The following is a 26543-nucleotide window of genomic DNA, read 5'->3' as shown; positions in this document are numbered from 1 at the left end:
ATAATCGGTCTAAATCGGCTTCCGCTGGACCGGCTGTGCCCCTATCTGTGGCACAGCCATTTCCGACGAAAGAGACCCTTAGTGCCTGACGCCCTTGAACTCCTGAAGATCCGCCGCTCGGTAAAGCCCCGCGAGATGAGCGGCCCCGGCCCGACGGCCGGCGAACTCGACACCATCCTGACCATCGGCGCGCGGGTGCCCGATCACGGCAAGCTGACGCCGTGGCGCTTCATCGTGTTCGAGGGCGACGCCCGGGCGCGGGCCGGCGATGTCATCGCGCAAGTGTTCGCGAAGAAGAATCCGGCTGCACCCACCGCCGATATCGAGGTGGAGAAACGCCGGCTGATGGACGCGCCGCTGGTGATTGCGGTGGTGAGCTTTACAAAGCCGCATCCGAAGGTGCCGGCGTGGGAGCAGGAATTGTCCGCGGGCGCCAGCGCGATGAACATCGTCACCGCCGCCACCGCGCTCGGCTATGGCGCCAACTGGCTCACCGGCTGGTTCGCATTCGACCGCGACGTGCTCGACGGGCTTGGCTTGAAGGCGGATGAAAAACTCGCCGGCTTCATCCATATCGGCACGCCGGCAAAGCCTGCCGAGGACCGCCCGCGCCCGGCGCTGTCAGATATCGTGACGCGGTTTTAGACATGGTTTTAGACTCCGGCTCGTCACATTCGCTGTTTGCGACTTAGGCCGTCCTCTTAATCGTCAATCAACGACAATGCCCGGCGCAGAACTCTCGTTCTGCGCCGGACATTGTCGCGTCGTCACGACATGACGACCATCGCGCGCACGATCAACCCCACATATGATGGTCGAAATGCTGGTGCGCTACATTGATCAGTTCTGCGAGCGGCGCGCTGTGCAAATCAGCGCCCGATGCGGCGGCTGCATCGCCGCGGTCACCCTGGAATGAATGCAGCAGAGATGCGAGATCTGCGAATCGGCCGCCAAGATCACCGCCGAAGCCATGGTGCGCGCCGCCATCACCTAGGCCGGCATCTGCACCGGTGCCGCCATCGCCCGCAGCCGTCTGGGTTCCGCCACAGCCGCCAGTCCCGTCATCGGGAGTGGCGGTGTCCGGCGGCGTGGTCCCCGTGCCCGCATCCGCCATGTCGGTGGTGTTGGCGCCATAAAGCGCCACAACGCCGTCGATATCGGATTGCGCCAAACCGGTGAGCGAGAAATTGGCGGTCGAGTTCATCACCGCGGGATCGTCGTTGAAGTGACCCAGTCCAATCGCATGCCCGATCTCGTGGGTCGCGACGAGGGTCAAGTCCGAGCCGCTCAGATGGTCGCCACTATCGAACGTGACGTCCGCATGCTGAAGCTGGCCCCCTGAAAAACTGAAGCCCGTGACTCCCAGGACGTTGCTGGCACCATCGATCGCACTGTTTGCAAAATCGATGTCAGCATCGGCAGTGGACGCGACTTCCTGGAATTGAATATTGGCGACCTTGGACCACTCAGCGAATGCAGCATTGATGGATTGCAGGTCTGTCTGGGAGATACTGTCATCGACGGCCCAAGTGACCGTCCCGCCCGCAGTGCCCAGTTCGGATGAGCCCCATTTTGCGCCCTCGAGGCTGAAATCGTACGCCATGCCATCTCCTTCGCTGCTGGTGTAGATCAAGATCGCAGTGTCGGAGAGGTAAGCTGTCTGGTTGACGAGACTGAGGCTCTCGTCGGCGAGAGTGAGGCGATACAACGCTCATTAAATGATGAGCAATACTGCGACGAGCATGGACGCGCCGCTGGTGATCGCCGTGGTGAGCTTTACAAAGCCGCATCCGAAGGTTCCGGCGTGGGAGCAGGAATTGTCCGCGCGCCAGCGCGATGAACATCCGCCGCCACCGCGCTCGGCTATGGCGCCAACTGGCTCACCGGCTGGTTCGCATTCGACCGCGACGTGCTCGACGGGCTTGGCTTGAAGGCGGACGAAAAACTCGCCGGCTTAATCCATATTGGCACACCGGCAAAACCTGCCGAAGACCGCCCGCGCCCAATTCTTTCCGATATCGTGACGCGGTTCTAGAGTCCGCAAGAGAGGATGGATGCCCTGGAGTGGGATTAGGTTGAGCCGTGACGACGGTGCGAGGCGAGCCCAATTCTACTTTGCATGGGGTTGTTTTCGCGATTTTGTGCCTGGCTAGCGCGCCATGACCTCGACCTCGGCGTCGACGCCGTTGACGACGTTGAAGGGCCGCTCGAACACCTTGCCTTCGTTCTTGGCAATCGCGCGGTATTCGCCCTCGGACAGCACGACGCGCGGAAACGCGCCGATCGATTCCTTGATGACGTCGCCGCCCGGGGTGATGACGGACCACGCGGTGTTAGCGAGCGCCTCGCCGCCCCGGTCACTGACGAGCTTCAGCGTAATCACCGCCGCGCGGTGGCTGACGGTCACGTCCGTCAGCTTGCCGGCCTGGACGCGGATGTCGGAGCGCACGACCGAGTTGGCGTCGCCATAGTTGGAGATGATGTAATAGGTCCCCTCCGGCAGCAGCGCGACATCGCCTGCGGGGACGTTGGGCACCAGCGACTGGCGCTCGGCGCCAGCGCCCCCTTCGAACTGGCTGCCCTTGTAGAGCGCGAACGAAATCTGGTTCGGCGGAATCTTGCTCGAGCCGACGCGGCCCTCGATGCGCAGTCCGCCGGCCGGAAGCACGAAGGCCACGCGATCGGTCTCCGCCTTCAGGCTCACCGCCCGCACCGCGCTGACCAGGCCAAGCGCCACGTGGACGACGTAACTGCCGGGCGGCAGCACGATGTTCGGGGTCGCGCCGCGCTCCTCGCGGATCAGCTTGAACGTGCCGGTGTCGTCGGGCTTGTCGGCGAACACCCGCCACACCAGCCCGCCATTGATGACCGGCAGATCCTTGCCGTAGCGCGCCGTCAGCGACAGCACCCCCTGAGTTGGAACTGCGGCCGCTGGCGGCGCAACCGGCGGGACCGTTGCGATCGACGGTGGCACAATGGTCGGCTGGTTCAGTGGCGGCGGGATTGCTCCCGTCCCCGACGGCGGCGCCAGATTCATGGCTGGCGGGGTCTGGACATCCGGAACCGCGGCCGGCGGCACCGGCGGCGGGCGGTCCTGGAACATCTGGGCCGAGACTGAGGCCGGAATTAACGCGACCAGTGACAAGGCAAGCGCCAGTGCCGGGAAAGGCCATCCGCCCCGCCCGAATCCAACGATACCGTTACCGCCCGAGATCATGGCCATGCTTTTCACCGAAAACGCGGCAAATTCAAGCCTCTGTAGCGGAAGTTCGGCCGGCGGCGGTAGCGGAACCCGCACCGGCACCCAATGTTAGTCCTGCGGTCGTGGTCCAGTCACATTCCCGGCCGCTTTCGCCGGGCATAAACCATGCAGGCGGATCGGAATGGACTCGTCTGGCGCGGCCGCGCCGCGGCGAATATCGTTGGTGCCGCAGGAGAGTTTGCGTGTTGGATAGCTGGATGGGCCGCGGCCAAAAAGGCTCTGATGATCACGACAAGGTAGGGCTCGGCAGCATCCGCCGGCCGGTAATCGGGCTGGCGCTGGGCGGCGGCGCCGCTCGCGGCTTTGCCCATATCGGCATCATCAGGACGCTGGTAGCCCACGGAATCATTCCCAACGTCGTAGTGGGAACGTCGATCGGCGCCGTGGTCGGCGGCGCCTATGCCTCCGGACATCTCGATGCGGTGGAAGAATGGGCACGCAGCCTGCAGCCGCGAAGCGTCTTCTCCTATCTCGACATCCGCCTGAACGGCTCGGGCCTGATCGGCGGCGCCAAGCTTGCGGCCGAAATCGAGGCTGCAATGGGCCACAACCTGATCGAAGACCTGCCGGTGAAATTTGCCACGGTTGCGACCGAAGTCCGCACTGGCCACGAGATCTGGCTGACCCATGGCCCGATGGTGGACGCGATGCGCGCCTCCTACGCATTGCCCGGAATATTTTCGCCCGTGCTGGTCGGCGACCGCTGGCTGGTCGACGGCGCCCTGGTAAATCCGGTGCCGGTGTCGGCGGCTCGCGCGCTCGGCGCGGAGATCGTCATCGCCGCCAATCTTTCCAGCGATGTCTTCACGCACTCCACGACGATCTACTCCCACGGCCCGACGCCCGGCGTTTCGGTATCGGTGATGCCGGAAGCGCAGCCCGAACCCGAGCCACGGAAACGCGGTATCGGAAAATTCTTCTCCGCCGAACGCACCATGAAGCGTGAGTTCTTTGGCGGCGGCGGACGGCCGGGCATCTCGTCGGTCATGGTCGATGCGTTCAACATCATGCAGGACCGCATCACCCGCGCGCGGTTGGCTGGCGATCCGCCCGACCTCCTGATCTCGCCCCGCGTCGGCAAGATCGGCTGGTTCGATTTTCATCGCGCCGACGACCTGATCGCGCACGGCGTAAAGGCGGCCGAACGCGCCATCGAGTCAATCCAGGAGGCGATCCACATTCTGGCGCCGCCGCCGGCGGGCGAAGCCGAGCCGGCGGTCGAAAAGGCCGAGAAGGAATAACGTAGCGTTTTTAAGCGAAGTGGATACCGGTTCGCGCCAAGAAAACGCGTCAAAACAAGCTCACGCCGTCTTGATGTAGTCGCGCAGCGCTTCCTGCTCGGCTTCGTATTCCTGGACGCGGCGCTTGACGATGTCGCCGATCGAAATCAGGCCCACCACCTTGCCGTCCTCGACCACGGGCAAGTGGCGGAACTTGCCGATCGTCATCATTTCCATGATGCCGGAGACGGTGTCGGACTCGCGGCAGCTCACGACCTTGCGCGTCATCACGGCGCTGACGGGCTCCTCGAGCACCCTGGCGCCGCGCTCGCCCAGCACCCGGACAATGTCGCGCTCCGACAAAATACCTTCAAGACGTCCCTGGTTCATCACCAGCACGGCGCCGATCTTGCGCTCGCCAAGGATCTTGACCGCCGCCGAAAGCTTGGCGTCCGGCTCGAGGCTCAGGATCTGATGGCCCTTGGTGTCTAGAATTGAACGTACCGTCATTGTCGCCTCCCTGAATCCGTTGGTGCCCCCGAGAGCCCGACTTGTTCGCGAGTCTTCAATCAACAGTTCCGCGCCGGTGTCGTTTCGAGCGCGGTTTACACGCGGCTGTCCTGCACGGCAGCGGCGTTGGCGTTGGCTTGCGTTGCAACTTTATGTGGATGATGAATGAAATCGTCCCTCGCCGCAAGCGGCGATCAGACGCGGCCGGGCTCGTCCGGCGAGGAGGCATCGGCGGCTTGTGGCGCCGCACGCGGCACCGGGTCAAACAGCGAAAACAACATCAGGCCGGCGAGAAATCCGCCGATATGCGCCTGCCAGGCGACGCTGGCGCCGTCAGTGCCGATCGAAATCGACCCGAGGCCGAAGATGATGTTGACGCCGAACCACACCGCCAGAAATGCGAGCACGCGCGGGTTGCGCAATGCCCGGACAAGCGACAGCGCTGGAACCTTCGCCGCGGCATCCGCATCGCCCCGGTTGAACGAAAGAAAACTTCCCTGCACGAAGGCGAAGCGGATGGCGGCGGCCATGGCGCCGGATACCGAGGCTGAGGCGCCGATCATCGGCGCGATCGCGTGCTCATGGGTTACGAGATGCGCCAGTGCGCCCGCCACGGCCGTCATCGCCATGAATCCGAAGAACCTGATGGCACCGAACCGGCGCGCCAGCGCGCTGCCGAACGGCAACAGCCACAGCACGTTGAAGCCGATATGGCTGAGATTTGCATGCAACAGGGAATAGGTGACGAAGGTCCAGACCTTGGCGCCGGCCCCGCCGGGAAAAGTGATGTTGAGCAGCGTGGAATCGTAGCGCTTCGGAATGAAACCGAACACGTCGATGGTCCAGTTCTCCAGTTCCACCGGCAGCAGCACCCGCAAATGGATCGCTGCGATCAGCGCGACATAGGCCGTCAGCGCGCCCGGCAGCGTCAGGATCGGCTCGTGCGGGGCGTCCGGCGGCTCGGCCAGGGATGAGTAAGGCTGGGATTCCAAAGGCCAGGACCTTGCAAGGCGGCTTCGAGGTGTATTGGCCCAGATAGGCGGCTTTGCCCGCCCTGTGCAAGTGCACAATCACAGCTATTCCATATCGGGTACATAGCGGAGCGTCATTCGGCTCTGCCGCGTCCGGAACAGGAGATGTGCACAATCGGCAAAGAAAAAGGGAGGACGCTGAGAACGTCCTCCCTTGTCTTGCTGATCTTCTCGCGCCCCAGGAGCTAAGGATTACATCCCCACCCCTCCCCGCGCGATGACCAAACTGTTTGACCGCCACCTGTGTACCAACTGCGCCGCGAATTGGAGATAAGCCGGCGCCGTCCGATGCGTTCCACACTACGCAGGCCGCCCCGCCTTCGCCAACCTCGTAGTTAATTTAACGTTAACAACGCAAAGCCGTGGCTCGCGCGGCCAAATCGCGTTCCCGGCATGGACGCTGCAAAGCCTGTCCTGCACAACAGCCAAGGGAAGGCGTGTTGCGCAAAAGCGGGACAGAAGTGTCTCGCTCAAGGCAACCCGGGGCGAGGATTAGTTATGAAACACCCATCGAGCCGCGAGTTCTTCGCCTATTGGGATGCGAAGCGCGGCGATGCGCGGGCGCCGGACCGCAGCGAGATCGAGCCCGGCGCGGTGCGCGAACTGCTCGGCGACATCTTCGTGCTGTCCTACGACAACGATGCCGGCTACCCGTTTCGCGTCGCCGGAACGCGGGTCAGCGCCCTGCTCGGCCGTGACCTGAAGGATACGAGCTTCTCCGCGCTGTTCACGGCGGACAACCGCCGCGAGATCGAGGAGATCATCACTTGCGTCGCCGAAGAAATGCTGGCGGCGATTGCCGGCATCACCGCAACGTCGGAAGACGGCACGACGACGCATCTGGAGTTGCTGCTGCTGCCGTTCAACAACCGCGCGCATGCGCCGATCAGCCTGACCGGAGTGCTTGCGCCGTTCGAAGCCGACCTCGGCACGATCAGGGACTTCAAGGTGACGTCGTGGCGCTATTTGCACCGGCCGCAAAAGTTCGTTCCGCGCGCCTTGCGCAAGCTCGCCATCGCGCGCGGCTTCATGGTGTATGAAGGCCTGCGGTAATCACGAACCGACGGGTTCAACGAACGCCGCAGCACAACGCATGGTCGCGTGACTGTGCTCGAAAACGACCCACAAAAAGCCGCCAAAAAGAGCACCGCCCAGCATTGCCTAAACGCGAGGCGTCGGGCAGGGTCGAACCGCGACGTGGAGCCGGGCCACATCAGCCGAATGATACCCACCGAGAGCAATCTCGGAGGCGGTGAATCGGCGTAACCTCGGAGACGATAGAATGCCTTTCAAGAAACTGTTGCTTGCCGCCGCAATTGCCACTGCAGCGGTGGCGACGCAGGCCCATGCCGACGCCCTCGATTCCATCATGAAGTCGAAGGTGATCAAGATCGCGGTGCCGCAGGATTTTGCGCCGTTCGGCTCCGCCGGCCTCGATCTCAAGCCGCAGGGCTACGACATCGACATGGCCAATCTGATCGGCAAGGAACTCGGGGTGAAGACCGAGATCATCCCGGTGACCAGCGCCAACCGCATTCCCTATTTGCAGACCAACAAGGCCGACCTCGTGATCTCAAGCCTCGGCAAGAACGAAGAGCGCGAAAAGGTCATCGACTTCTCGATCGCCTATGCGCCGTTCTTCTCAGGTGTGTTCGGCACCAAGGCGATTGCGGTTGCCAGCGCGGCCGATCTCAAGGGCAAGACCATCGGCGCCACCCGCGGCGCCATCGAGGAGCAGGCGCTGACCGCCTCGGCCCCGCCGGACGCGACCGTCAAGCGTTTCGAGGACAACAACGCGACCATCGCCGCCTTCGTGTCCGGTCAGGTCGACCTGATCGCTACCGGCAACACGGTCGCGGCAGCGATCGCCGAAAAGGTCCCTGCCCGTGCGCCGGCGCTGAAATTCGTGATCAAGGACAGCCCTTGTTATGTCGGGCTCAACAAGAACGAGCCGGCGCTGCTGGCCAAGGTCAACGAGATCATCACCAAGGCGAAGGCATCAGGCGATATCGCCAAATTATCGGAGAAGTGGCTGAAGGCCCCCTTGCCGCCCGGCTTCTGAACGGAACGCCGGAGCGCCCGCAGTGTCCTACAAACTGCAATTCGCCGAACTGCTGCCCTACTGGAACGTGCTCCTGCAGGGGCTGATCTTCACGATCGTCCTCACGGTTGTCTCGACGGTGGCCGGCATCGCGGTCGGCACCGCCGGCGCCTCGGCGCGCACGTTCGGCCCCGTTTGGCTCGGCCGCGTGGTGGCAGTCTATGTCGAACTGATCCGCAACACGCCGTTCATCGTGCAGTTGTTCTTCATCTTCTTCGGCCTGCCGGCGCTCGGGCTGAAACTCAGCGAAACCACCGCCGCCTTCCTCGCCATGGTGATCAATCTCGGCGCCTACTCGACCGAGATCATCCGTGCCGGCATCGAGGCCGTGCCCAAAGGCCATATCGAGGCCGGCCTCAGCCTCGCCATGACCAAATGGGAGGTGCTGCGCCGTATCGTTCTCAACCAGGCGTTCCGAAAAATCTACCCGGCGCTGTCGTCGCAGATCATCATCGTCATGCTGGGTTCGGCGGTGGTGTCGCAGATTTCGGCGGAAGACCTCACCTACGCCGCGAATTTCGTGGCGTCGCGAAACTTCCGCAACTTCGAGGTCTATCTGCTCGCCGCGCTGGCCTACCTCCTGCTGGCGATGCTGACGCGCTCGCTGTTGCGCGCGCTCGGCCGCGTCATCTTCAAGGCGAGGTGAACCATGCTGCAGTTCAGCTTCTGGGACATCCTGTCGAACCTTCTAATCGCCACGCAATGGACGATCGTGCTGTCGCTGATCGCGTTTGCCTGCGGCGGCATCGTCGGGCTGGTGCTGTTGTTCATGCGCACGTCGCGGATCCCGGCGCTGGAATGGTTCACCAAGGTCTATATCGAGTTCTTCCAGGGCACGCCGCTGCTGATGCAGCTGTTTCTTTTTTTCTTCGGCATCGCGCTGTTCGGCATCGAGGTCTCGCCATGGACCGCAGCCACGCTGGCGCTGACGTTCTGGACCAGTGCGTTCCTGACCGAGATCTGGCGCGGCTGCGTCGAGTCGATACCGAAGGGCCAATGGGAGGCTTCCTCCAGCCTCGCGCTCAGCTACATCGAGCAGATGCGCTACGTCATCCTGCCGCAGGCGTCGCGCATCGCGATCGCACCCACCGTGGGCTTCTCCGTGCAGGTCATCAAGGGCACGGCGCTCGCCTCGATCATCGGCTTCGTCGAACTGACCAAGGCCGGCACCATGCTCAACAATGCGACCTTCCGGCCGTTCCTGGTCTACTCGCTGGTCGCGCTGATCTATTTCTGCCTGTGCTTCCCGCTGTCCTGGTGGGCGAAGAAAATCGAAGGCCGCCTCAATGTCGCTCGTTAGCATTCGTGACGTCAGGAAGAGTTTTGGTGCGAACGAGGTGCTGAAAGGCGTCTCGCTCGACATCGCCAAGGGCGACGTGGTCGCCATCATCGGCCGCTCCGGCTCGGGCAAAAGCACACTGCTCCGCTGTATCAACGGGCTGGAGACCTATCAGTCCGGCACCATCACCGCCGACGGCATCGAAGTCGGCGGCCTGGCCACCAACCTGCGTGAACTCCGCCGCCATGTCGGCATGGTGTTTCAACAGTTCAACCTGTTTCCGCATCTGACCGCCGCCGAGAACGTCATGCTGGCACCGACCGTCGTCAACAAGGTGTCGAAGGCGGAAGCGCGCACGACCGCCGCCGAAGTGCTGGCCAAGGTGGGATTGTCGGAAAAGATGGACGCCTATCCGAGCGAACTCTCCGGCGGCCAGCAGCAGCGCGTCGCCATCGCCCGTTCGCTGGCGATGCGGCCGAAGGTGCTGCTATGCGACGAAATCACCTCGGCGCTCGATCCCGAGCTGGTCAACGAGGTGCTGCGCGTGGTCGAACAATTGGCACGCGAGGGCATGACGCTGATTCTGGTCACGCATGAAATGCGCTTCGCCCGCGACGTCGGCACCAAGCTCGTCTTCATGCATCACGGCAAGGTGCATGAGGAAGGCGTTCCGAAGGAAGTGTTCGCCGCGCCGCGAACGCCGGAACTGCAGCAGTTCGTGGGCCAGGTCGGCTGAACCAGGCCGTGTTTCCCTAAGTCTACCGAGCGGACGGCTTGTCAGATCCGCTATGCAAAGATAGTGGACGAAATTCCACGTCGCGCCGAAACGACGCTATGTGCCAACAGCGGACTCGTGCACCGCAAATAACACCATTATTCGCTTAGTCCGTTGGCGTGTCGATCCGCGTTACGGATCGATGAGCACTCCCGGGTTGAGCATGCCTTGTGGATCGAGCTCTTTTTTTGCTGCCCGAAGCGCGGCCGCGAAAAGACCTGGGCGCTGGCGATCGTACCAAGGCCGATGATCACGGCCAACAGCATGATGATGCGTGATCGTACCACCCGCCTCAATCAGCGCGTCGCTGGCCGCATCCTTGATCGCCTGCCACTGCTCCAGAAGCGCACCGTGGCGACCGAGTGCGTGGAAAGAAAAATACGGCGCGGGCCCGTCTGGATAGACATGGGTGAAGCGGCATGTGACCTCGCCTTTCAGGCCAGTCGCTTCGAGGATCGCCCGTTCCGTGGCCGCCTTCACTTTGTCGTGGAAACTTTCGAACCGATCCCAGGTGATGGCGGTCTCAAACGTGTCGTTGATGAGACCGGCCGGTGTCAAAAACTCGCGCGCATAGGGCATGCGAATAAATGCGTTCCGCCAGATTCCTGCTGCGCCTTCGAGATGTGCATCGCCGGCTTTTGCGGCCTCCGGCGTCCCGCCATGGTCGGCGCAGCATTCGAGCGCACGTGCCATCCAGGCATCCGGCGAATGGTCGCCGGATTCAAAGCCGAGCACCATGATCGCGGCACTGCCGTCGGCCGCACCGGTGTTGAACGCCTCTTGCGCGTCAAGGATGCGGCAGTTCGAAGGATAGAGACCGGCCTGTGCGATGGCGCGCAATGCGCGTGCCGCACCGAAGAACGAATCGAAACGAACCGATGCGCCGGCACGGAATTTCGGGCGTGGCTGCAATCGCATCCAGGCGCGCGAAATCACGCCGAGCGTGCCTTCCGAGCCTATGAACATGCGGTCGGGGCTCGGTCCAGCACCCGATCCCGGCAATCGACGCGTTTCCAGTATGCCGCGCGGCGTCACGACGCGCAGGCTTTCGACGAAATCGTCTATATGCGTGTAGAGACTGGCAAAATGACCACCCGATCGCGTCGCGATCCAGCCGCCAAGGGTTGAATATTCAAAACTCTGCGGAAAATGCCGCAACGTTACGCCATGCGGCTTAAGCTGGTTCTCCAACGATGGACCATAGGCACCGCCTTCGATCAGCGCGGCGCGCGATATCTGATCTACCTCGACAACCGTACCGAGATTGCGCAGGTCAAGTGTGACGGCCGCCTTGTAGCGAAGCCCATCTATTCGCGGCTCGACGCCGCCGCAGACGCTCGATCCACCCCCGAACGGCGTCAGCGAGGCGCTGACGCCACCGGCCCAGTCCATCACAGCGGAAATCTCTGCTTCGTTGCGCGGATATGCGACCACGTCGGGCGCGCTGTCGTAGTCGCCGAGCATGGCTCGCACGTAGTCTGGATAGGATTTGCCGTAGGTGTGCGCGACCCGGTCGTAGCGTTCGCTCGTGCAGAAAGCGGCAATTGAGGCGGGCGGCGTCACTCGCGGCGCCCGCAGTGTTAAATCCTCAAGACGCGGCACGGCTTTTGTCTCAAACGCATCGCACGCGAATTTCGCGTGGTAACGGCCGAGCACGAAAGCCTTCTCCTCAGCTGTCATGCCTTCGTCTTCGCGGCCCCAGCCGTAATGCTTTAGCCTTGCACCGCTCATGGCATCCTCCCTGCTTTTTTGTCGGTGATGGCCGCATAATCCAGCACGCTGCTGCAGTTCTCAGCGTTACCTCAACGCGCGCTGAACGTGAGGCCGGCGCGCTCCTGCAGACGCTTGCGCAACCCCGGCCCCATCAACGAGCCCGGCGTCCAGATGCCGCCCTCGCCATGTACGTCGCGAACGAGGCAAAGAGCGCTCTCGGCGATCATCTTGCTGGTCGAGCCGTAGCCCGGATCGCGGTCGCCCGTGACTACCGCCTCGACCCGTCCGCCATCCGGCAACTCGCCGAGGAAGAGGATGTCGTAGAAGCCCTGCTCGCGCTTTTCCCGAGAAGGGCCTGCGCCGGGCTTGAGACCGCCGGTCCCGAGCAAGGAAACCATCGTCGCGAACGCCTCCGTCGCCACGCCAGCGATTTCCCCCAATCCCGGCGCGACCATCATCTCGTCGTAAACGAAGTCCGGGCCGTAGGGATGACCCAATAGGAAATTCGTGCGGTGTACGTTCTTGGTGTTGATCGGCGCCATTGGGAACGGCACGAGCAGCGCGTTCAGGCCCGGGTCGTATTCGGGGATGAGGCCGGACGGCTGAGACGGCCCGGTGAACCCCGGCGTCAACGCGAAGGGATCGGTCAGCAGCCGGATCAGGACCGGGTCGCGCGCGGCGGCAGCCAATGTCGCCTGGGCGCTCGCCGCGGTGCCGCCAGACATCCCGCCTTTCATCTTACGCAGGCGGGCCTTGACCCGTCGCGCCGGGCGTCCGAATTTTTCGCGCGCCTTCTCCTGCAACGTGAGCACGCCGAGATCGAACGGGATGGAATCGAAGCCGCAGGAGAAGACAATGCGCGCACCGCTCCGTTTCGCCTCTTCGTGATGGGAGTCGATCATGCGCCGCATCCAGGCCGGCTCGCCGCACAGATCGACATAACCAGTGCCCGTGGCCGCGCAGGCCGCCACAAGCTCGGGACCGTGGAGCTGATAAGGCCCGACCGTCGTGATGACCACGGCCGCACACTCGCACATCGAACGCAGGCTGGCCGGTTCGGCGGCATCCGCCTTCACCAAAGGCAAATCGTCTGGTGCGCCGATGTCGGCACGCACCTTCTGGAGCTTGTCGGTCGAGCGTCCCGCGATCGCCCAGGACGGAGCATCGTCACCGCGATAGGACGTTGCCAGATATTCGGCGATGAGACGGCCGGTGTAACCCGTCGCACCATAGACGATAAGGTCGAAGTCCCGCTTCACGACGTTGGCCCTCCTCGATACCCGGGAGCGATCTTCAGATCCGAGGCAATCGCAGGACACGGGGACGCTCAGCACGAGCAGCAAAGGCCATTTGGGGTCCGCCGCTTCGTTGAACCGTCCATCGCGTTTGACGGAGGATACCACAGTTCCTGCCTTCGGCGCGCAACTCCGCTTTGGGTCATTCGCGCCGGTTTGGCCGGATACCGGCGACTTCCGGTCTACCCCGGTGAACGGACATTCTTAGGATAGGCGGGCATGTCTCAACGGTGCCACACTCGGACATCGGCAGCTACTGGTCCGGCTTCTGGTAGGCTCTAAGGCCGCCCGCCCGAGGCAGGCGTTTGGTCAATTTGATGCACCACGCGGAACGTCGCATTGGCGCGCGCTATGACGACATCGTCGGCTTTGACAAGACATTGTGCAAAGCAGATCGTGTTGCCGGTCTTGATCACGTCCGGCTCGACGGCGAGCCATTGCCCGACCTGCGCGCTGCCGATGTAATCCACCGTGAGCCCGATTGTCACCACATACCTCCCGCCCAATTGATGCCCGCAGCTATAACCCATCGCGTTGTCGGCGAGCGCCGCAATCAGCCCGCCGTGAATTAGCCCGTGGGCATTGGTATGCGGCCTGGCCAACCGCAACCCGACGATCACGGCGCTGTCCGTCCGCTTTGAATACAATGGCTCCCAGGGATCGGTGAGCGGGCTCTGCCGGAAGTGGCGCTCGAAACCATCGGGGATCACAGTGGTGTTCATGCGCGGGCCCTCACATTGGCTGCGTGGTCGGAGCGCCATCGCATCATAGCCTATCTTGCTTTGTCGTATGGGCGCTAATGTCGAAGTTGGGTCAATCGCGTCATCTTAGTCGTCGACCGACATTACGCATCAGATTCCATTTTCACCAAAACTTCCCCGGCGATGATTTCTGGGTCTCCAAGATCAAGGTCATGCAGGCTTGCTTGAACAAACTCCCGTACTTTATCGTTCGCCGCATTGGCGCTTTCGCGGTCCTCGAATATCATCACAGCGACACCAATGCCTTCGCCCCCATCCAGTACGTAATAAGATCTGAATCCGTGCGATTCCCTTAGGATCTGACCAATGCCGCTTTTGGCGCGGCGGGCAGCATCCGCAACCGAACGAACCTTGGTGTACTTTCGAATGAACATGTACATGAGGCCACCCATGCGTCTCAGCTCCAGCCCCAAGGCATCAAACCATATCGGGCCGTTGTTGGACTAGGGCCGACTTCCGTTTTGGGTCAGTCGCGACCGGGGCCAACCAGTGGCAAGTCCGGCCATGTCCGCTGTTCCGCCGAAAGCGGAAGTAGATTCACACTAGCCTGGGGGCGTGGACTCATTACGCACGCAGCAGGGCGGCCCTGGTTTGGTTAGACCAGTGCGAAAACTCAAGACAGCGTCACGTTATCGAGGAATGGCTGCCAGGAGAGGGCTTCCCTGTTGGCCTTGTCAAATTGTCCATCCTCCAAAAGCTTACCGACGCATCTGAAGTATTCACAAAGGAATGACGCGTCCGGCAATTGGTACACGTGCTCATCCGGGACCCACAGGTGAAATTTCCTGGCGGAGCCAAATGCAGACGCGATGGCAGGCTTGAGATCACCCGCATTGTCCGGCCATCCTGATGACGGGGTCCGAATTTTGAGGCTGTCTGAAAGACTTCGAAACTTTGCGCCAAGACTCCGGAGCTCGGAAGCTCTTTTCTCGTCCGACTTCCGGTTCAACCATTCCAGTGAGACGCCAAGTACGATCCCTGTCCAAAAGACCAACACAAATTTAAACCAGCGTTGCTGGCCCAGCGCGACAAGGTTTTCAAAAACGGGCGTAGCCACAGCGTTGCGAAAAACCGTCGTAGCCGTACCGCTGGGATCGGAGAAGACGTTTTCCTCCAACCACTTTTCGAAGATAGACGCGATCAGCGGGATCAGCAGAAGACCCCAAATTCCAAACAGAAACTGTTTAAGCCATTTGGACATGGAGCCTTACTGTTTAGCCCAGTTGAACAACCCTCCAGCCGATTAAAGGTTGCACCGAGTACGCGACCTAGCGCGACAGCAAATTGGTCTTCGCCACATCGATCACCTCATCGCCGCGCCCGCTCATCACAGCGCGGAGCACCCAGAGGCTGAAGCCCTTGATCTGCTCTGCCGTGATCGTCGGCGGCATCGACAATTCCTGGGTCGCGGTGACGACGTCGAGGACCGCTGGACCGTCATGGGCCAGCACTTCGCGGATCGCGTTTGAGAGCTCGCCCGGATCCTCAACACGCACCGCATGAATGCCCATCGCGCGCGCCATCGCGGCGAAATCGGGATTTTTGAGATCAACGCCGGTCTCGATAAAGCCGGAGGCTTTCATCTCCATCGCGACGAAACCGAGAACGCCGTTGTTGAAGACCACGACTTTCACCGGCAGTTTCATCTGCGTCAGCGTGATCAGGTCTCCCATCAGCATGGCAAACCCGCCATCGCCCGACATCGAGATCACCTGCCGCCCCTTCTGCGCGGCCTGCGCACCGATGGCGTGCGCCATGGCGTTGGCCATCGAGCCGTGAACCCAGGAACCGATCAGGCGCCGGCGGCCGTTCATGGCGAGATAGCGCGCCGCCCAGATCGTCGGCGTGCCGACATCGGCCGTGAACACCGCATCCTCAGACGCCTGCTCGCTCAACAGGCGCGCCAGATATTGCGGATGGATCGGCTTTTGCCCCGGCGTGCCCTGCGCGAGTTCGTCGAGCCCGGCGCGCGCCTTCTTGTAATGAGCCAGACTGTCGTCGAGATGTTTGCGATCGGTCTTTGCCTTCAGTTTCGGCAACAGCGCATCGATCGTGGCGCCGACGTCGCCGACAAGGCCAAGGTCGAGCTTGCAGCGGCGGCCGAGATTCTCCGGCCGGATATCGACTTGCGCGATCTTCGCGTCCGTCGGCAGGAACTGCTTGTAGGGAAAATCGGTCCCGAGCATCAGCAGCACGTCGCACGCATGCATCGCGGCATAGCCGGACGAGAAACCGATAAAGCCGGTCATGCCGACGTCGTAGGGGTTGTCGAACTCGACGTGCTCCTTGCCGCCGAGCGCATGCACAATCGGGCTCTTCAGCGTCTCGGCAAGCCGCATCAGGCCATCATGGGCGCCGGCACAGCCGCGGCCGCAGAACAGCGTGATGCGCTTGGCGCCATCGAGGAGTTTGGCCAGCGCCTCCAGTTCGCCTTCGGCCGGCCGGACGATGGGTGCAGCCGGCAGCAGCCCGGCATTCGGCGAGATGCCGCGCTTCGGCGCTGGACGCAACGCAATGTCGCCGGGGATGACGATGACGGCAACGCCGCGCCGCCCCACGGCCGCGCGAATGGCGTTTTCCAGGACGTAAGGCAATTGCGCCGGATCGGAAACCAGTTCGCAATAGTGGCTGCATTCCCGGAACAGATCCTGCGGATGCGTCTCTTGAAAATAGCCGCCGCCGATTTCGGCCGACGGAATCTGCGCGGCGATGGCGAGCACCGGCGTGCGGCTGCGGTGCGCATCGAACAGGCCGTTGATGAGATGCAGATTACCGGGGCCGCACGAGCCTGCGCAGACGGCAAGCTCGCCCGTGATCTGCGCTTCAGCGGCGGCGGCAAAGGCTGCGACCTCTTCATGCCGGACGTGGATCCAGTCGATCGCCTTTCGCTTGCGCAGCGCGTCGGTGAGGCCATTCAGGCTGTCGCCGACCACGCCGAAAATGCGCTTGACGCCAGCCTGGGCCAGGGTCTCTGCGATAAGGTCGGCAACATTCTCGCTTCCCATGATGGCCTGGTCCTTTCTCAGCGTCCGGTGAACACCGCCGCACGTTTCTCGAGGAAGGCGTTGCGCCCTTCCACAGCATCGGCGCTGAGGCGGATCTGCGCCTGCGTTTCGATCTCGCGGCGGAACTGATCGGCATAGCTTGAGTGTTCGCTTTCGTCGATCAGGCGGCGCGTCGCGACCAGGGCGCGCGTCGCGCCTTCAGCGAGTTTGCGCGCCAGGGTGAGCGCGCCGTCGCGAAGTGCGGCATCGTCAAAGACTTCGCGGACCAGTCCCCACTCCTTGGCCTGATCGGCCGTAAGCGGCTCGTTGGTCATCATCAGTTCGAGCGCGCGCTGCCGGCCGACAAGGCGTGGCAGCAGCCAGGTCGAACCGAGATCGGGGACCAGCGCGATGCGGCTGAACACCTGGATGAAGCGCGCCGAACGCGCCGCGACGATCATGTCGCCTGCCATCGCAAGGCTGAACCCGCCGCCCGCCGCCACGCCGTTGACGGCGACCACGACCGGCACGCGGCACTCGCGCAACGCCTTGAACGTCGGCCAGTAATACTTCATCACGCCGGCGGCGATGTCGTCGCCCAGGATTTGCGCGGCCTTGAGGTTCTGGCCCGAGCAGAAGCCGCGGCCGGCGCCGGTCAGCACCAGCGCTCTCACCTGCGGATCGTCGTTTACTTCGCCGATGGCTGTCGCGAGATCGCCCAGCAGATCGGGCGTCATCGCGTTCAGGGTCTCGGGCTCATCCAAGGTCAGCACGCCGACGCTGCCATCACGTTCCCGCTTCACACCCGGCATTTCAACCTCCGTTCGCAGGCATTTCAGGCCGGCCCGGCCGGGCGCGAGAGTAACCCGAATGCCACCGCGCGCAACAATCGCCTCTCGCAGACTTGACCGAAATCGCCGTTCCCAGAGATACTTGGCCGATTGGACGTGAGTTATGTTTGAGATCGTTATTTTCTGCGTAATTTTTCTCGCGGTGGCCTATTGGGCCGTGCTCTGGCTGATGGGACGTCGCGAAGACGTGCTGCATGGCGAGTTCGTCAAAAGCGAGCCGCCAGCTGAAGAACCGCTGCGCCCTGTATTCCCGAAGCGCCCGGCGCGATCTGCGCCGCCGGAACGCCCCGTTGAGGCCGCGTCTGCGCAACCGGCGTTCCGGCAGGAACGACTGGAGTCGCTGTTGAACACGATCGAGCAGGATCTCAATCAACTCGTGCCGAAGTAATCGCCCGGCGTAGCGCGGCAGAACTGCGCGGGGTAATGCGTCCGTTCGTTCGACCGAATGCGACCACGCTCATCGAAGGGGCGGCCAGAGCTGGATCATCGATGGCGTGGCTGCCCAACGCTACAATGCCAGGCTCGCCGGACTGATCAGCATGGGCGAAAGCTGGCACACATTCGAAACAATCGGCCTATCGTGAGTTCCACCGCGACTGCAGGCCGCGTGGCAGCCAGCACTTCGTGCAATCGCCGATAACACATCGTTAACCCTGTCGGCCTTAGGGTCTTCCTGACGCCGAAGGACCGGCTGTCTGGTGGCGAAGATGTCGTTTGCGCAAAAGAAAACAACCGTTGTACCGTCTGCCCAGGAGCGACGGCGCTTCCAACGCGTCAAGGTGCACCTGCTCGGCCGCTATATGCTGCCTGACCGCCGCGAATTTCCTTGCCAGATTATTAACATGTCGCCGGGCGGGCTGGCCCTGCTGGCACCCGGCATCGGCAATGTCGGCGACCGCGTGATCGCCTATCTCGACCATATCGGTCGGGTCGAGGGCAAAATCACCCGCATCATCGACAATGGCTTTGCCATGACGGTCGGCGCCACCGCGCGCAAGCGCGACAAGCTCGCCGCCCAGCTCACCTGGCTCGCCAACCGCGATATCCTCAATCTGCCGGAAGACCGCCGCCACGACCGTATCGTGCCGCGCAACCCGATTGCGCTGCTCACGCTCGAGGACGGCAGCAAGATGACCTGCCGCATCATCGACCTCTCGCTGTCAGGCGCTGCGATTGCCGCGGAAAACCGCCCGCCGCTGAAATCTCTGGTCATGCTGGGCAAGGTGCAGTCCCGCGTGGTGCGAAACCTCGAGGAAGGCTTCGCGCTCGAGTTCGTCCACGAGCAAGTCGGCGAGGCGCTCGAAGAAGCGGTTACCGCGCGGTAAAGCGCCAGCCGCCGAAAATCCCTGTTTTCCATCCTTAACAGGCGGTATCCGCACCCACGGATACCGCCTTTGCCATATCCGGGGCCCGCAAAACGCGGTTAACGCGGCGGGCTTTCGCACCCTCATTTGCCGCTGGCGCAGTGGCGTGCGCGTTAATGTGTAAAATTTGAATCAAGTGCAGTTGTTTCAAATTTTAGTCGAATTCGATTCAAGTATAGATCGAATTAGCCGCGGCTTTTACTAGTATTCGCGTCAAATGTACTTGCCTGACTTAGCGGCGGCGCAAATCCTTTGTGCGAAACATGGTCCCAACAAGAAACGGGGGCCACAATGTTGTTCAGGGGACAGGGGAAGGGACTGGCGGTCATCGTCGTCCTGTTGGGGTTAAACGCTTCAATGGGCGTCTCGGCGAAAGCCGGCGAGGCTCTCTATGCCAGCCTGGGCGAGACCGCGCGTTCGCCGATCGGCTGGGTCGAATTTTGCGCCGAGAATCCCGGCGATTGCCGCGGCGGCGCATCACAGCCGCGCGACATCGTGATGTCGCAGACGGCATGGCGGGATTTGGTGCGGGTCAACAAGTGGGTCAACGAGACCATCAAGCCGATCACCGACATGGATCATTGGGGTGTGATCGAGAAATGGTCGTTGCCGACGGACGGTTACGGTGACTGCGAGGACTATGTGCTTCTGAAGCGCAAGATGCTGATCGACGCCGGATGGCCGCGCGAAGCGCTGCTGATCACGGTGGTGCGCGACAAGAAGGGCGAAGGCCACGCGGTGCTGACCGTGAAGACCGACAAGGGCGAGTTCGTTCTCGACAACCAGAATGAGAGCGTCCTGGCCTGGACCGAGACCGGCTACCGCTTCGTCAAGCGTCAGTCGCAGAGCGATCCCAACGTGTGGGTCTCGCTCGGTGACAGCCGCCCTGCGGTCGCTACCGCCTCGTCACGCGATCGATAACACAGAAGGATTTTACGAACCCGCGACCCGGTCACATCCCCACCCCTCCCCGTCCCAGACCGGTTCGCGCGCGGCCAGCCTTCCCCCAAAGGCTGGCCGCAACTTTTTTGGCGCTTGCGATGCGCGCTCGACGAGCGCGGTACGACACAAAAAAAAGGCGCCCTGTGGGGCGCCTTTTTGCTTCGGATCAACTGTTCAATAGAGCCGCGAGCCGTCCCCCCTGCGAACGACAACGTCATAACCCTTGGCAGTCATGCACTGCTTGTAGATCGCCCCTGATTGGAAGCTTGCGCGACGCTGCGAAAACTCCCTTTCGTTGGTGCCGGCTTGAGCCAAGCAAGCCGCACGGGCGCTTGCGTAGCCCTGCTTACCCGCGGCGTGGACGGCCGGAACAGAGAGGGCGAGTACCAAAAAAGACAGCGCGAATGTGCTTTTCTTCATGGCGATCAAGTCCCCATGCAGGTGCGCATACGGTCGGCCTTGGGACCGGCCGGGACGGTGTGCGCGGCCCACGCGCTCGCGCTGATGCCGGCACTACGCGCGCACTTGTTAAGCAGGCTCTGCCGTTGCTTTGCCTCTTCTACAGAGCGACCATCACGTTTCGCCTGACAGACCGGATCGCCGTAGCATTTATACGCGTTCTGCGCGTGCGCAGACCACATGCCGGAAGACCAGGCGATAAGACTGAGGACCGCCACGACGGCAGCAACCAAGTTCTTCATCTTTCCCCCCTTGGAAAATTATCTAAACAATCGTGCACCGGGATGACGCCCCGGTTGCACCGCCTATCCTTATCAGCCTGAGTCGAGTGAAGGCAATCATGCCCGTGTTGAATCGACTTGGGCAGGATTGGCCCGGCGGACTTGCGAGGACCGAGGCGCAAATGCGAAGGTTGCCCGGATGCCCCATGCCTTGCCCGCCTTGCAGCGGAACGCAGACATCGCCATGCCCTCGTCGATGCCGACAGATTTACGAGGACACTCCGAGGCATGATAATGCCTGAGCCCAATCCTCGAAGGGACACTGCACCGATGGACATGCTGGTCAAGCTGTACGCGCTGCCTTCCTCCCGCGACGTATTTGAGCACCTGGGCAAGGCGGCCATCACGACACGACGCGCGCTCGTTCCGGAAAAGCACAAGGTCGTCGCCTGGGTCCGGCAGAATTTCAGCGAGGCCTGGGCCAGCGAAGTCGATGTAGCGTTTTCCCGGCAACCGGTCTCCTGCTTCATCGCCGTCAGGCAAAAGAGCATTCTGGGGTTTGCCTGCCATGACGCGACGTGCCCTAACTTCTTTGGGCCCACGGGCGTGGACCAGAACGAAAGAAAGCACGGGATCGGCAAGGCGCTGCTTTTCAATTGCCTCGAAGCCATGAAGCAGCAGGGATATGGCTACGCCATTATCGGTGGCGTGGGCCCTGCGGAGTTCTATGCAAAGACGGTCGGCGCGATACCGATCGAGGGCTCCGAGCCCGGCGTTTATCGCGGGCTGTTGTAGCGCGGACAATCGGGAGCACGACATGGCCGAACGCGAGATCGACGCCATCCGCACATTGCTGGGCTCGAAGCCGCGGCCGGTCGGCTGGTCGGAGCGAAGGCAACGCCTCGACGAGGTCGGATCGACCTGGCCGGTGGCGCCGGACGTGAAATGCGAGCCGGTCGATTGCGATGGCGTCGCCGGTGAGTGGTCGATCGTTTCCGGCAGCGAGCCTTCGCACGTGCTGCTGTATTTTCACGGCGGCGGATATTGCTCCGGCTCGATTGTAAGCCACCGCCGCCTGGTGACGGAGGCCGGGCGCGCGGCGCACACACGCACGCTTGCGATTGACTATCGGCTTGCCCCTGAACATCCCTATCCCGCCGCCCATGGAGACGCGCTCACGGCATGGCGCTTTCTGCGCCGGCACGGCATTGCAGCGACTGACATCGCCGTTGGCGGCGACAGCGCCGGGGGCAATCTGACGCTCGGCCTGATCAGCCATTTGCGCGCGGCAGGGGAGCCGCTGCCCGCCTGCGCGTGGCTGATTTCGCCGTGGACGGACCTCACCATGTCCGGCGGCACGCTCGCGACCAAGGACGCCATCGATCCGCTGATTCACAAAGCCTATCTCGCTGAACTCGCGGATGCCTATGCGCCGCCCTCCATCGATCGCCGCGATCCGTTGATCTCACCGCTGTTTGCCGATCTGGTGGGCTTTCCGCCCATGCTGATTCAGGTCGGATCGGCCGAGACTTTGCTCGCGGACGCGACGCGGCTTGCCGAGGCCGCAGGCGCGGCCGACGTCGATTTGACGCTGCAAATCTGGCCGCACATGATCCATGCATGGCCGGTCTGGAATGCAAGTCTCCAGGACGGCCGGCGCGCCCTGGCGTACGCCGGCCAGTTCATCCGGGCGCATATCGGCTAGCCCCAGGCGCCATTGCTGCACCCTGATCTTGCGGGATTTTGCCCGAAATCCCCGGCCTCGAGGCAAATCCCGGGTTTTAGCGCTGTCCGGCCTATGCTATTTTGGAACTTTCGAATCACATCCGGACTTGGAGTCGTATGATCGAACTCGTCCCCCGGAGTGCCAGCCCCATCGCGCGTTTCGGCGGACAGCCGATTGCGATCGCCGCAGCGGCCCTCGTCATTGTTGTGCTTGGCGTAAGCTCCATCGCCCTCTGGCGCGCCTATACCGGCAGCGCGCCTGAGACCGAACGCGTGGTCGCGACCCGCCAGTTGCAGGCGCGCGCCACGCAGGCGTCCGAACAACTCGTCGAGAAGACCAAAGGTCTGGAAGCGACGCAGCAGGAATCGATCGATCAGTTGCAGATGGTGCAGGATCAGTTGCTGACCGTGCGCCGCCTGCTCGCGGGGCAGCAGGCCGACTCCAAAAAACTTTCCGAACAGGTCGGAACGCTGACGGAAGCGATCGAGGGCTTGCGGCAATCCTTTGCCAGCGTGCAAGCCGCCGAACCGTCCGCGCCGCGCCAGCGGTCTGCCAAGGCAAAGCCCCGCGCGAACAGGACGGCGAACCGCAGCCGCGCCAAGGCACGCGGCTGATCGGCCTGGACGACGCCTGGCGATGAAGTCCCACTCAGCGGGCTAACGCGCGGCCGGCCGAAATTGCGCGTTGATCAGCACGTTGCTGGTCCAGCCGCCTCACAACGACCGTCATTGCAGGTACCTTGGGAGGCGCCCGATCGGGCCATGGCACCATGCGGCCGGGCCACGCGATATTTTCCACCGCTACGGCACGCCTTACCGCAACTTTTTTCCACCTTTGTGAACTGGTTCACACATCCCCGCAAGAATCCCGGGCATGGTGAAATTCACCGGATGGCGTGAGCCGATTTTAATATCCGGGGCTGGCAAGGTCGTTGACGGTATATTGCGTCGACGGCCTTGTTTTTTATGCCCGATTTCTGGGCCGTTGCGCTGCGCGCCCCCAACCGACTGTCATCTCGCAAGCAGGTGATTTGCGTTCGCGCTGGTTTGCAAGCTGAATGCGCCTCCCCAAAAAGGAGGGCCGCCATGAGCGCCGAATCCCTGCCGACCTCTGACGTCATCGGGCTGACCAAGGTCGCGCCATTCTCACGACGCGGCTTCATGACCGCGTCGGCCGCCGTCACGGCGGGCTACACGCTCGCCGCCGGGCCGGTGCGCGCCGACGTGATCAAGACCGACACCAGCGGCCTCGTCACCGGTGACGCCAGGATCAAGGTCGCCGACGGCGAGATGCCCGGCTATTTCGCGCGGCCGGCCGGCGTCAGCAACCCGCCGGTGGTGCTGGTGGCGATGGAGATTTTCGGCCTGCACGAATACATCAAGGACGTGACGCGGCGCCTCGCCAAGCTCGGCGCGTTCGCGGTGGCGCCGGATTACTATTTCCGCAAGGGCGTCGACCTGACCACGATTACCGAAATCCCGCAGCTAATGCCGATCGTGAATTCGAAGGCGGACGCCGAACTATTGTCCGATCTCGACGGCACCGTTGCCTGGACCAGGTCGCAAGGCGGCGATACCTCGCGGCTCGGCATCATCGGGTTCTGCCGCGGCGGGCGGACGGTCTGGGAATATGCTGCCCATAGCGGTGCACTCAAGGCGGGCGCCGCGTTCTACGGCTCGCTGCTCGATCCGCCCAATCCGGCGTGGCCGAAGAGCCCGACACAGCTCGCGGGCGAAATGAAGGCGCCCGTGATCGGCCTCTACGGCGAGGCCGACACCGGCATTCCCGTCGCGGCGGTGGAAGCCTTCAAGGCGGCTCTGGCGGCAGACAAGAAAACTGCCGAGTTCAAGATCTATCCCGGCGCCCCGCACGGCTTCCACGCCGACTATCGTCCGAGCTACCGCAAGGACGCGGCCGAGGACGCCTGGAGCCAGATGCAGACCTGGTTCAGGAAATACGGAGTGTTGAGTTAGCCGGGAACTGTGAGGTGAGACAGAAGCCTCAATAGCTTACCGACGCCTGCAGCGAGACGCGCCAGGATCCGGCTGGGGTATGCAGCCCGTCGGTCATTGCTCTGGCCGCCAGCAGTTTGGAATTGAAGTTCGCCCCGGCCGCAAAGTCTAGCCCGGCCCCGACCGACGACAACGTGGAGTCGCGCCGGGAAAACAGATCCCGCCCCCACCCGACGTCGGCCAGCAGGAACGGCGCCAGCGTGCCCGGCATCCAGGAAGGCATGCTGGGCATCGAGGCGTAGAGCGAGTTGCGCAGGATCACGGCCTGGTCGAAGGCACCGTCTTCGGTCACGTAACCGCGCACGGCGTTGATGCCGCCGAGCCCGATGCGTTCGGTGTCCGGAACCGGCTTGGACGATGCCAGCACGGACACTTCCGATTTCAGCGACAGGCTCTTCGGCAGTGGCGTCACGCGGCCAAACTCGAGGGCGACGAGATTGGTGCGCGCATCGGTGACGCGTCCGTTGGTGAAGGCGCTCCAGGCCAGCGAATTGTTGCCGGTGAGGATGCCGCCGGGATTGGACTTGAAACGGACGTCGAGGGTGTTGGTGCCCAAATTGTCCGACCAGCGCCCGTTCCATCCGACCACCAATTGGGCGACGTCGGCGCTGCCCTCCGCCACGGGCGTACCATCAAAGATGGTGGTGCGCAGCTGGTGCTTGAGTTCGACGCCGCCGAGGAGATCGCCGACCGCCGAAGGCAGCAGACCGGACAGCGCGGTCCGAACGATTGCCGATGCCTGGCTGGTTTGGGTCTTGATCCGGAACAGATTGTTGGGCCGCTCATTGGTCAGCACATGATCGCCCACGACTTCGAGACTCGTGCGCAGTCCGAGCGGCGTGAGCACCCGCCCCGCCTGACTGACATACTTGGCATCGTCGGGCCGGTTGAACAGCCCATCGTCGACCCAGAAATTTCCGCTACCGGTGAGCTGATAGGACGCGAAGACATCGGCGGACGGGGCGCCGCTGGCGCCGACATAATAACGATTGCGGTCGGTCAGGAGCGTGCCGCTGTTGGCATACCCGGCGTACACCTGCCACGGCTTGCGGTCCGTCACCTTGATGTTGACGTCGGTCATGCCGAGATCCTTGCCGGGACCGAACACCGCTTCGACCTGCCGAAACGGATTGCGATTGGCCCAGTCGAGATCGGTCTCGAGTTTGCGGGCATCGATTTCCTGTCCGCGGACGAGGCGGATGCGACTTGGCGGGTAGCTCTCAGGCGCGGCCCCCGTCACCTTGATGCCGGCGACCCTTGAAGACGATCACGCGGAGCTGCAGCACGCCGGACGATACTTCCTGCGGCGGCAGCGTGACCGATACGAACGGCCGCCCGGCCTCGCGATACGCGGCGGCTATCGCCGCCTGCACTTCGGCAATCAGCTTGCGGCTGAGCGGCCGATCGACGAATGGCGTGAGTTGCTCGCGAAGCGCGGCGGCGTCGACGCCGCTGACCTCGCTCACATCGACACCCTTCACGCCGCCAGGCGGCTTCGTGCCGGCGTTTGCTCCAATCAGAACGATGGCTTGAACATTCACGCCGAGCGGCGTTGCATCATCGCTCTTGAGCAGATCGTTGGTATCGATCTTGATCGCCGACGCGCGACGCGGCGGCTCCGGCGGCAGATTGCGCTCCACCACTTGCGCCTGCGCGATGCCGTCAGGCGCGATCACGACGACGCAGGCCATGATCAGCGCACAACAGATGCCGATTCCGCTGCCATGACGCGCGAATGTTCGCACCCGTTGCGTCACGCGCGATCCGAAATATCCTGAGAGCGACTGCATCATGCCCCCCACCGGAGCCTGCCAGGGCTTGGGGATATCGACGGATGAGTCTGCATGAGTTGGCACGTCCCGACGTTCTGTCGCACACGGCGAACAATGAATCGGGTCAACCAATATGGTTTATGGATTAAGAACGGTTTAAGTTGAGTTCCACGTGTGACATAACCGCAGCGTGCACGGTTGAAACGACTCCGCTCGCACCAACCTATGCGTGCATCGACACATCCGAACGTGCGTTGCCGCTTGC

General features: G+C 62.7%; 29 protein-coding genes and 1 pseudogene. 15 read left to right on the top strand and 15 right to left on the bottom strand.

Features of this window, described 5'->3' with window-relative positions; translation table 11 throughout:
- Positions 1-81: 81 nt before the first annotated feature.
- The gene (locus ACVWVY_RS22465) at positions 82-645 is read left to right on the top strand and encodes a nitroreductase family protein (RefSeq protein ID WP_456628430.1); all 564 of its coding nucleotides are present in this window, start codon (positions 82-84) and stop codon (positions 643-645) included.
- A gap of 151 nt (positions 646-796) precedes the next feature.
- On the opposite strand, the gene ACVWVY_RS22460 is transcribed toward ACVWVY_RS22465, so the two are convergent.
- On the bottom strand, positions 797-1603 hold the full coding sequence (locus ACVWVY_RS22460) for a matrixin family metalloprotease (protein WP_456628429.1): 807 nt from the start codon (positions 1601-1603) through the stop codon (positions 797-799).
- A 142-nt stretch (positions 1604-1745) separates the two neighbouring features.
- Between ACVWVY_RS22460 and ACVWVY_RS22455 the strand changes: the two are divergent.
- Positions 1746-2035, top strand: a pseudogene (locus ACVWVY_RS22455) (nitroreductase family protein); the annotation flags it as partial.
- A gap of 114 nt (positions 2036-2149) precedes the next feature.
- Here ACVWVY_RS22455 and ACVWVY_RS22450 read toward each other — a convergent pair.
- A complete protein-coding gene (locus ACVWVY_RS22450) occupies positions 2150-3217 on the bottom strand; it encodes a hypothetical protein (protein WP_456632285.1) in 1068 nt (355 codons plus the stop codon).
- A 227-nt stretch (positions 3218-3444) separates the two neighbouring features.
- Between ACVWVY_RS22450 and ACVWVY_RS22445 the strand changes: the two genes are divergently transcribed.
- The gene (locus ACVWVY_RS22445; protein ID WP_456628428.1) at positions 3445-4503 is read left to right on the top strand and encodes a patatin-like phospholipase family protein; all 1059 of its coding nucleotides are present in this window, start codon (positions 3445-3447) and stop codon (positions 4501-4503) included.
- 60 nt (positions 4504-4563) lie between these two features.
- Here the strand turns inward: ACVWVY_RS22445 and ACVWVY_RS22440 are convergent, their stop codons facing one another.
- Together ACVWVY_RS22440 and ACVWVY_RS22435 are read right to left on the bottom strand one after the other, a co-directional pair.
- Positions 4564-4992 carry a CBS domain-containing protein gene (locus ACVWVY_RS22440; RefSeq protein WP_456628427.1) on the bottom strand — a complete coding sequence of 143 codons (429 nt, stop codon included), beginning with the start codon at positions 4990-4992 and terminating at the stop codon, positions 4564-4566.
- Positions 4993-5186: 194 nt separating this feature from the next.
- Positions 5187-5984 (bottom strand): rhomboid family intramembrane serine protease, encoded by a 798-nt coding sequence (locus ACVWVY_RS22435; protein ID WP_456628426.1) that lies wholly within the window; start codon positions 5982-5984, stop codon positions 5187-5189.
- A 537-nt stretch (positions 5985-6521) separates the two neighbouring features.
- On the opposite strand from ACVWVY_RS22435, the gene ACVWVY_RS22430 reads away from it, so the two are divergent.
- The 5 genes from ACVWVY_RS22430 to ACVWVY_RS22410 all read left to right on the top strand — a co-directional run bounded on the left by ACVWVY_RS22430 (position 6522) and on the right by ACVWVY_RS22410 (position 10139).
- Positions 6522-7076, top strand: a complete 555-nt coding sequence (locus ACVWVY_RS22430; RefSeq protein ID WP_456628425.1) for a PAS domain-containing protein — start codon at positions 6522-6524, stop codon at positions 7074-7076.
- A 229-nt stretch (positions 7077-7305) separates the two neighbouring features.
- Positions 7306-8085 carry a transporter substrate-binding domain-containing protein gene (locus tag ACVWVY_RS22425; RefSeq protein ID WP_212422054.1) on the top strand — a complete coding sequence of 260 codons (780 nt, stop codon included), beginning with the start codon at positions 7306-7308 and terminating at the stop codon, positions 8083-8085.
- A gap of 22 nt (positions 8086-8107) precedes the next feature.
- Positions 8108-8770, top strand: a complete 663-nt coding sequence (locus ACVWVY_RS22420; RefSeq protein WP_456628424.1) for an amino acid ABC transporter permease — start codon at positions 8108-8110, stop codon at positions 8768-8770.
- A gap of 3 nt (positions 8771-8773) precedes the next feature.
- Positions 8774-9424 carry an amino acid ABC transporter permease gene (locus ACVWVY_RS22415; protein ID WP_456628423.1) on the top strand — a complete coding sequence of 217 codons (651 nt, stop codon included), beginning with the start codon at positions 8774-8776 and terminating at the stop codon, positions 9422-9424.
- Entirely contained in the window at positions 9411-10139 is a 729-nt protein-coding gene (locus ACVWVY_RS22410; protein ID WP_456628422.1) for an amino acid ABC transporter ATP-binding protein, read from the top strand. The genes ACVWVY_RS22415 and ACVWVY_RS22410 overlap by 14 nt, the downstream gene beginning before the upstream one ends.
- A 171-nt stretch (positions 10140-10310) precedes the next feature.
- On the opposite strand, the gene ACVWVY_RS22405 is transcribed toward ACVWVY_RS22410, so the two are convergent.
- The 7 genes from ACVWVY_RS22405 to ACVWVY_RS22375 all read right to left on the bottom strand — a co-directional run bounded on the left by ACVWVY_RS22405 (position 10311) and on the right by ACVWVY_RS22375 (position 17743).
- A complete protein-coding gene (locus ACVWVY_RS22405) occupies positions 10311-11909 on the bottom strand; it encodes an FAD-binding oxidoreductase (RefSeq protein ID WP_456628421.1) in 1599 nt (532 codons plus the stop codon).
- Between the two features lie 71 nt (positions 11910-11980).
- On the bottom strand, positions 11981-13150 hold the full coding sequence (locus ACVWVY_RS22400; protein WP_456628420.1) for a saccharopine dehydrogenase family protein: 1170 nt from the start codon (positions 13148-13150) through the stop codon (positions 11981-11983).
- A gap of 314 nt (positions 13151-13464) precedes the next feature.
- A complete protein-coding gene (locus ACVWVY_RS22395) occupies positions 13465-13908 on the bottom strand; it encodes a PaaI family thioesterase (RefSeq protein WP_456628419.1) in 444 nt (147 codons plus the stop codon).
- A 122-nt stretch (positions 13909-14030) separates the two neighbouring features.
- Positions 14031-14327, bottom strand: coding sequence for a hypothetical protein (locus tag ACVWVY_RS22390; protein WP_456632284.1), 297 nt, complete (start codon positions 14325-14327; stop codon positions 14031-14033).
- A 233-nt stretch (positions 14328-14560) separates the two neighbouring features.
- A complete protein-coding gene (locus tag ACVWVY_RS22385) occupies positions 14561-15148 on the bottom strand; it encodes a hypothetical protein (RefSeq protein WP_456628418.1) in 588 nt (195 codons plus the stop codon).
- 67 nt (positions 15149-15215) lie between these two features.
- Positions 15216-16952 carry a ubiquinone-dependent pyruvate dehydrogenase gene (gene poxB, locus ACVWVY_RS22380; protein ID WP_456628417.1) on the bottom strand — a complete coding sequence of 579 codons (1737 nt, stop codon included), beginning with the start codon at positions 16950-16952 and terminating at the stop codon, positions 15216-15218.
- A gap of 17 nt (positions 16953-16969) precedes the next feature.
- Entirely contained in the window at positions 16970-17743 is a 774-nt protein-coding gene (locus ACVWVY_RS22375) for an enoyl-CoA hydratase-related protein (RefSeq protein WP_456628416.1), read from the bottom strand.
- A gap of 142 nt (positions 17744-17885) precedes the next feature.
- Here ACVWVY_RS22375 and ACVWVY_RS22370 point away from each other — a divergent pair, with 142 nt between their 5' ends.
- The 3 genes from ACVWVY_RS22370 (at position 17886) to ACVWVY_RS22360 (ending at position 20067) form a co-directional block, all read left to right on the top strand.
- Positions 17886-18170, top strand: a complete 285-nt coding sequence (locus tag ACVWVY_RS22370) for a hypothetical protein (protein ID WP_456628415.1) — start codon at positions 17886-17888, stop codon at positions 18168-18170.
- Between the two features lie 319 nt (positions 18171-18489).
- Complete coding sequence (locus ACVWVY_RS22365; RefSeq protein ID WP_456628414.1) at positions 18490-19107, top strand: PilZ domain-containing protein; 618 nt, start codon at positions 18490-18492, stop codon at positions 19105-19107.
- A 330-nt stretch (positions 19108-19437) separates the two neighbouring features.
- Complete coding sequence (locus ACVWVY_RS22360; RefSeq protein WP_456628413.1) at positions 19438-20067, top strand: transglutaminase-like cysteine peptidase; 630 nt, start codon at positions 19438-19440, stop codon at positions 20065-20067.
- Between the two features lie 195 nt (positions 20068-20262).
- Here ACVWVY_RS22360 and ACVWVY_RS22355 read toward each other — a convergent pair whose 3' ends face one another.
- On the bottom strand, positions 20263-20508 hold the full coding sequence (locus tag ACVWVY_RS22355) for a hypothetical protein (protein ID WP_456628412.1): 246 nt from the start codon (positions 20506-20508) through the stop codon (positions 20263-20265).
- 5 nt (positions 20509-20513) lie between these two features.
- On the bottom strand, positions 20514-20789 hold the full coding sequence (locus ACVWVY_RS22350) for a hypothetical protein (RefSeq protein ID WP_456628411.1): 276 nt from the start codon (positions 20787-20789) through the stop codon (positions 20514-20516).
- A gap of 309 nt (positions 20790-21098) precedes the next feature.
- On the opposite strand from ACVWVY_RS22350, the gene ACVWVY_RS22345 reads away from it, so the two are divergent.
- From ACVWVY_RS22345 to ACVWVY_RS22330, 4 genes are all read left to right on the top strand, one after another.
- On the top strand, positions 21099-21563 hold the full coding sequence (locus ACVWVY_RS22345) for a GNAT family N-acetyltransferase (protein ID WP_456628410.1): 465 nt from the start codon (positions 21099-21101) through the stop codon (positions 21561-21563).
- A gap of 22 nt (positions 21564-21585) precedes the next feature.
- A complete protein-coding gene (locus tag ACVWVY_RS22340) occupies positions 21586-22473 on the top strand; it encodes an alpha/beta hydrolase (RefSeq protein ID WP_456628409.1) in 888 nt (295 codons plus the stop codon).
- A gap of 137 nt (positions 22474-22610) precedes the next feature.
- A complete protein-coding gene (locus ACVWVY_RS22335) occupies positions 22611-23108 on the top strand; it encodes a hypothetical protein (RefSeq protein WP_456628408.1) in 498 nt (165 codons plus the stop codon).
- Between the two features lie 471 nt (positions 23109-23579).
- Positions 23580-24467 carry a dienelactone hydrolase family protein gene (locus ACVWVY_RS22330; RefSeq protein ID WP_456628407.1) on the top strand — a complete coding sequence of 296 codons (888 nt, stop codon included), beginning with the start codon at positions 23580-23582 and terminating at the stop codon, positions 24465-24467.
- A gap of 28 nt (positions 24468-24495) precedes the next feature.
- Here the strand turns inward: ACVWVY_RS22330 and ACVWVY_RS22325 are convergent, their stop codons facing one another.
- Together ACVWVY_RS22325 and ACVWVY_RS22320 are read right to left on the bottom strand one after the other, a co-directional pair.
- On the bottom strand, positions 24496-25746 hold the full coding sequence (locus ACVWVY_RS22325; protein WP_456628406.1) for a ShlB/FhaC/HecB family hemolysin secretion/activation protein: 1251 nt from the start codon (positions 25744-25746) through the stop codon (positions 24496-24498).
- Entirely contained in the window at positions 25727-26296 is a 570-nt protein-coding gene (locus ACVWVY_RS22320; RefSeq protein ID WP_456628405.1) for a POTRA domain-containing protein, read from the bottom strand. Before ACVWVY_RS22320 ends, ACVWVY_RS22325 begins: the two co-directional genes overlap by 20 nt.
- Positions 26297-26543: the final 247 nt, after the last annotated feature.

It is taken from the genome of Bradyrhizobium sp. URHC0002 (genome assembly GCF_054059515.1).
The sequence above is the reverse complement of the archived record's forward strand: the minus strand, read 5'-3'. Positions and strand labels throughout refer to the sequence as shown.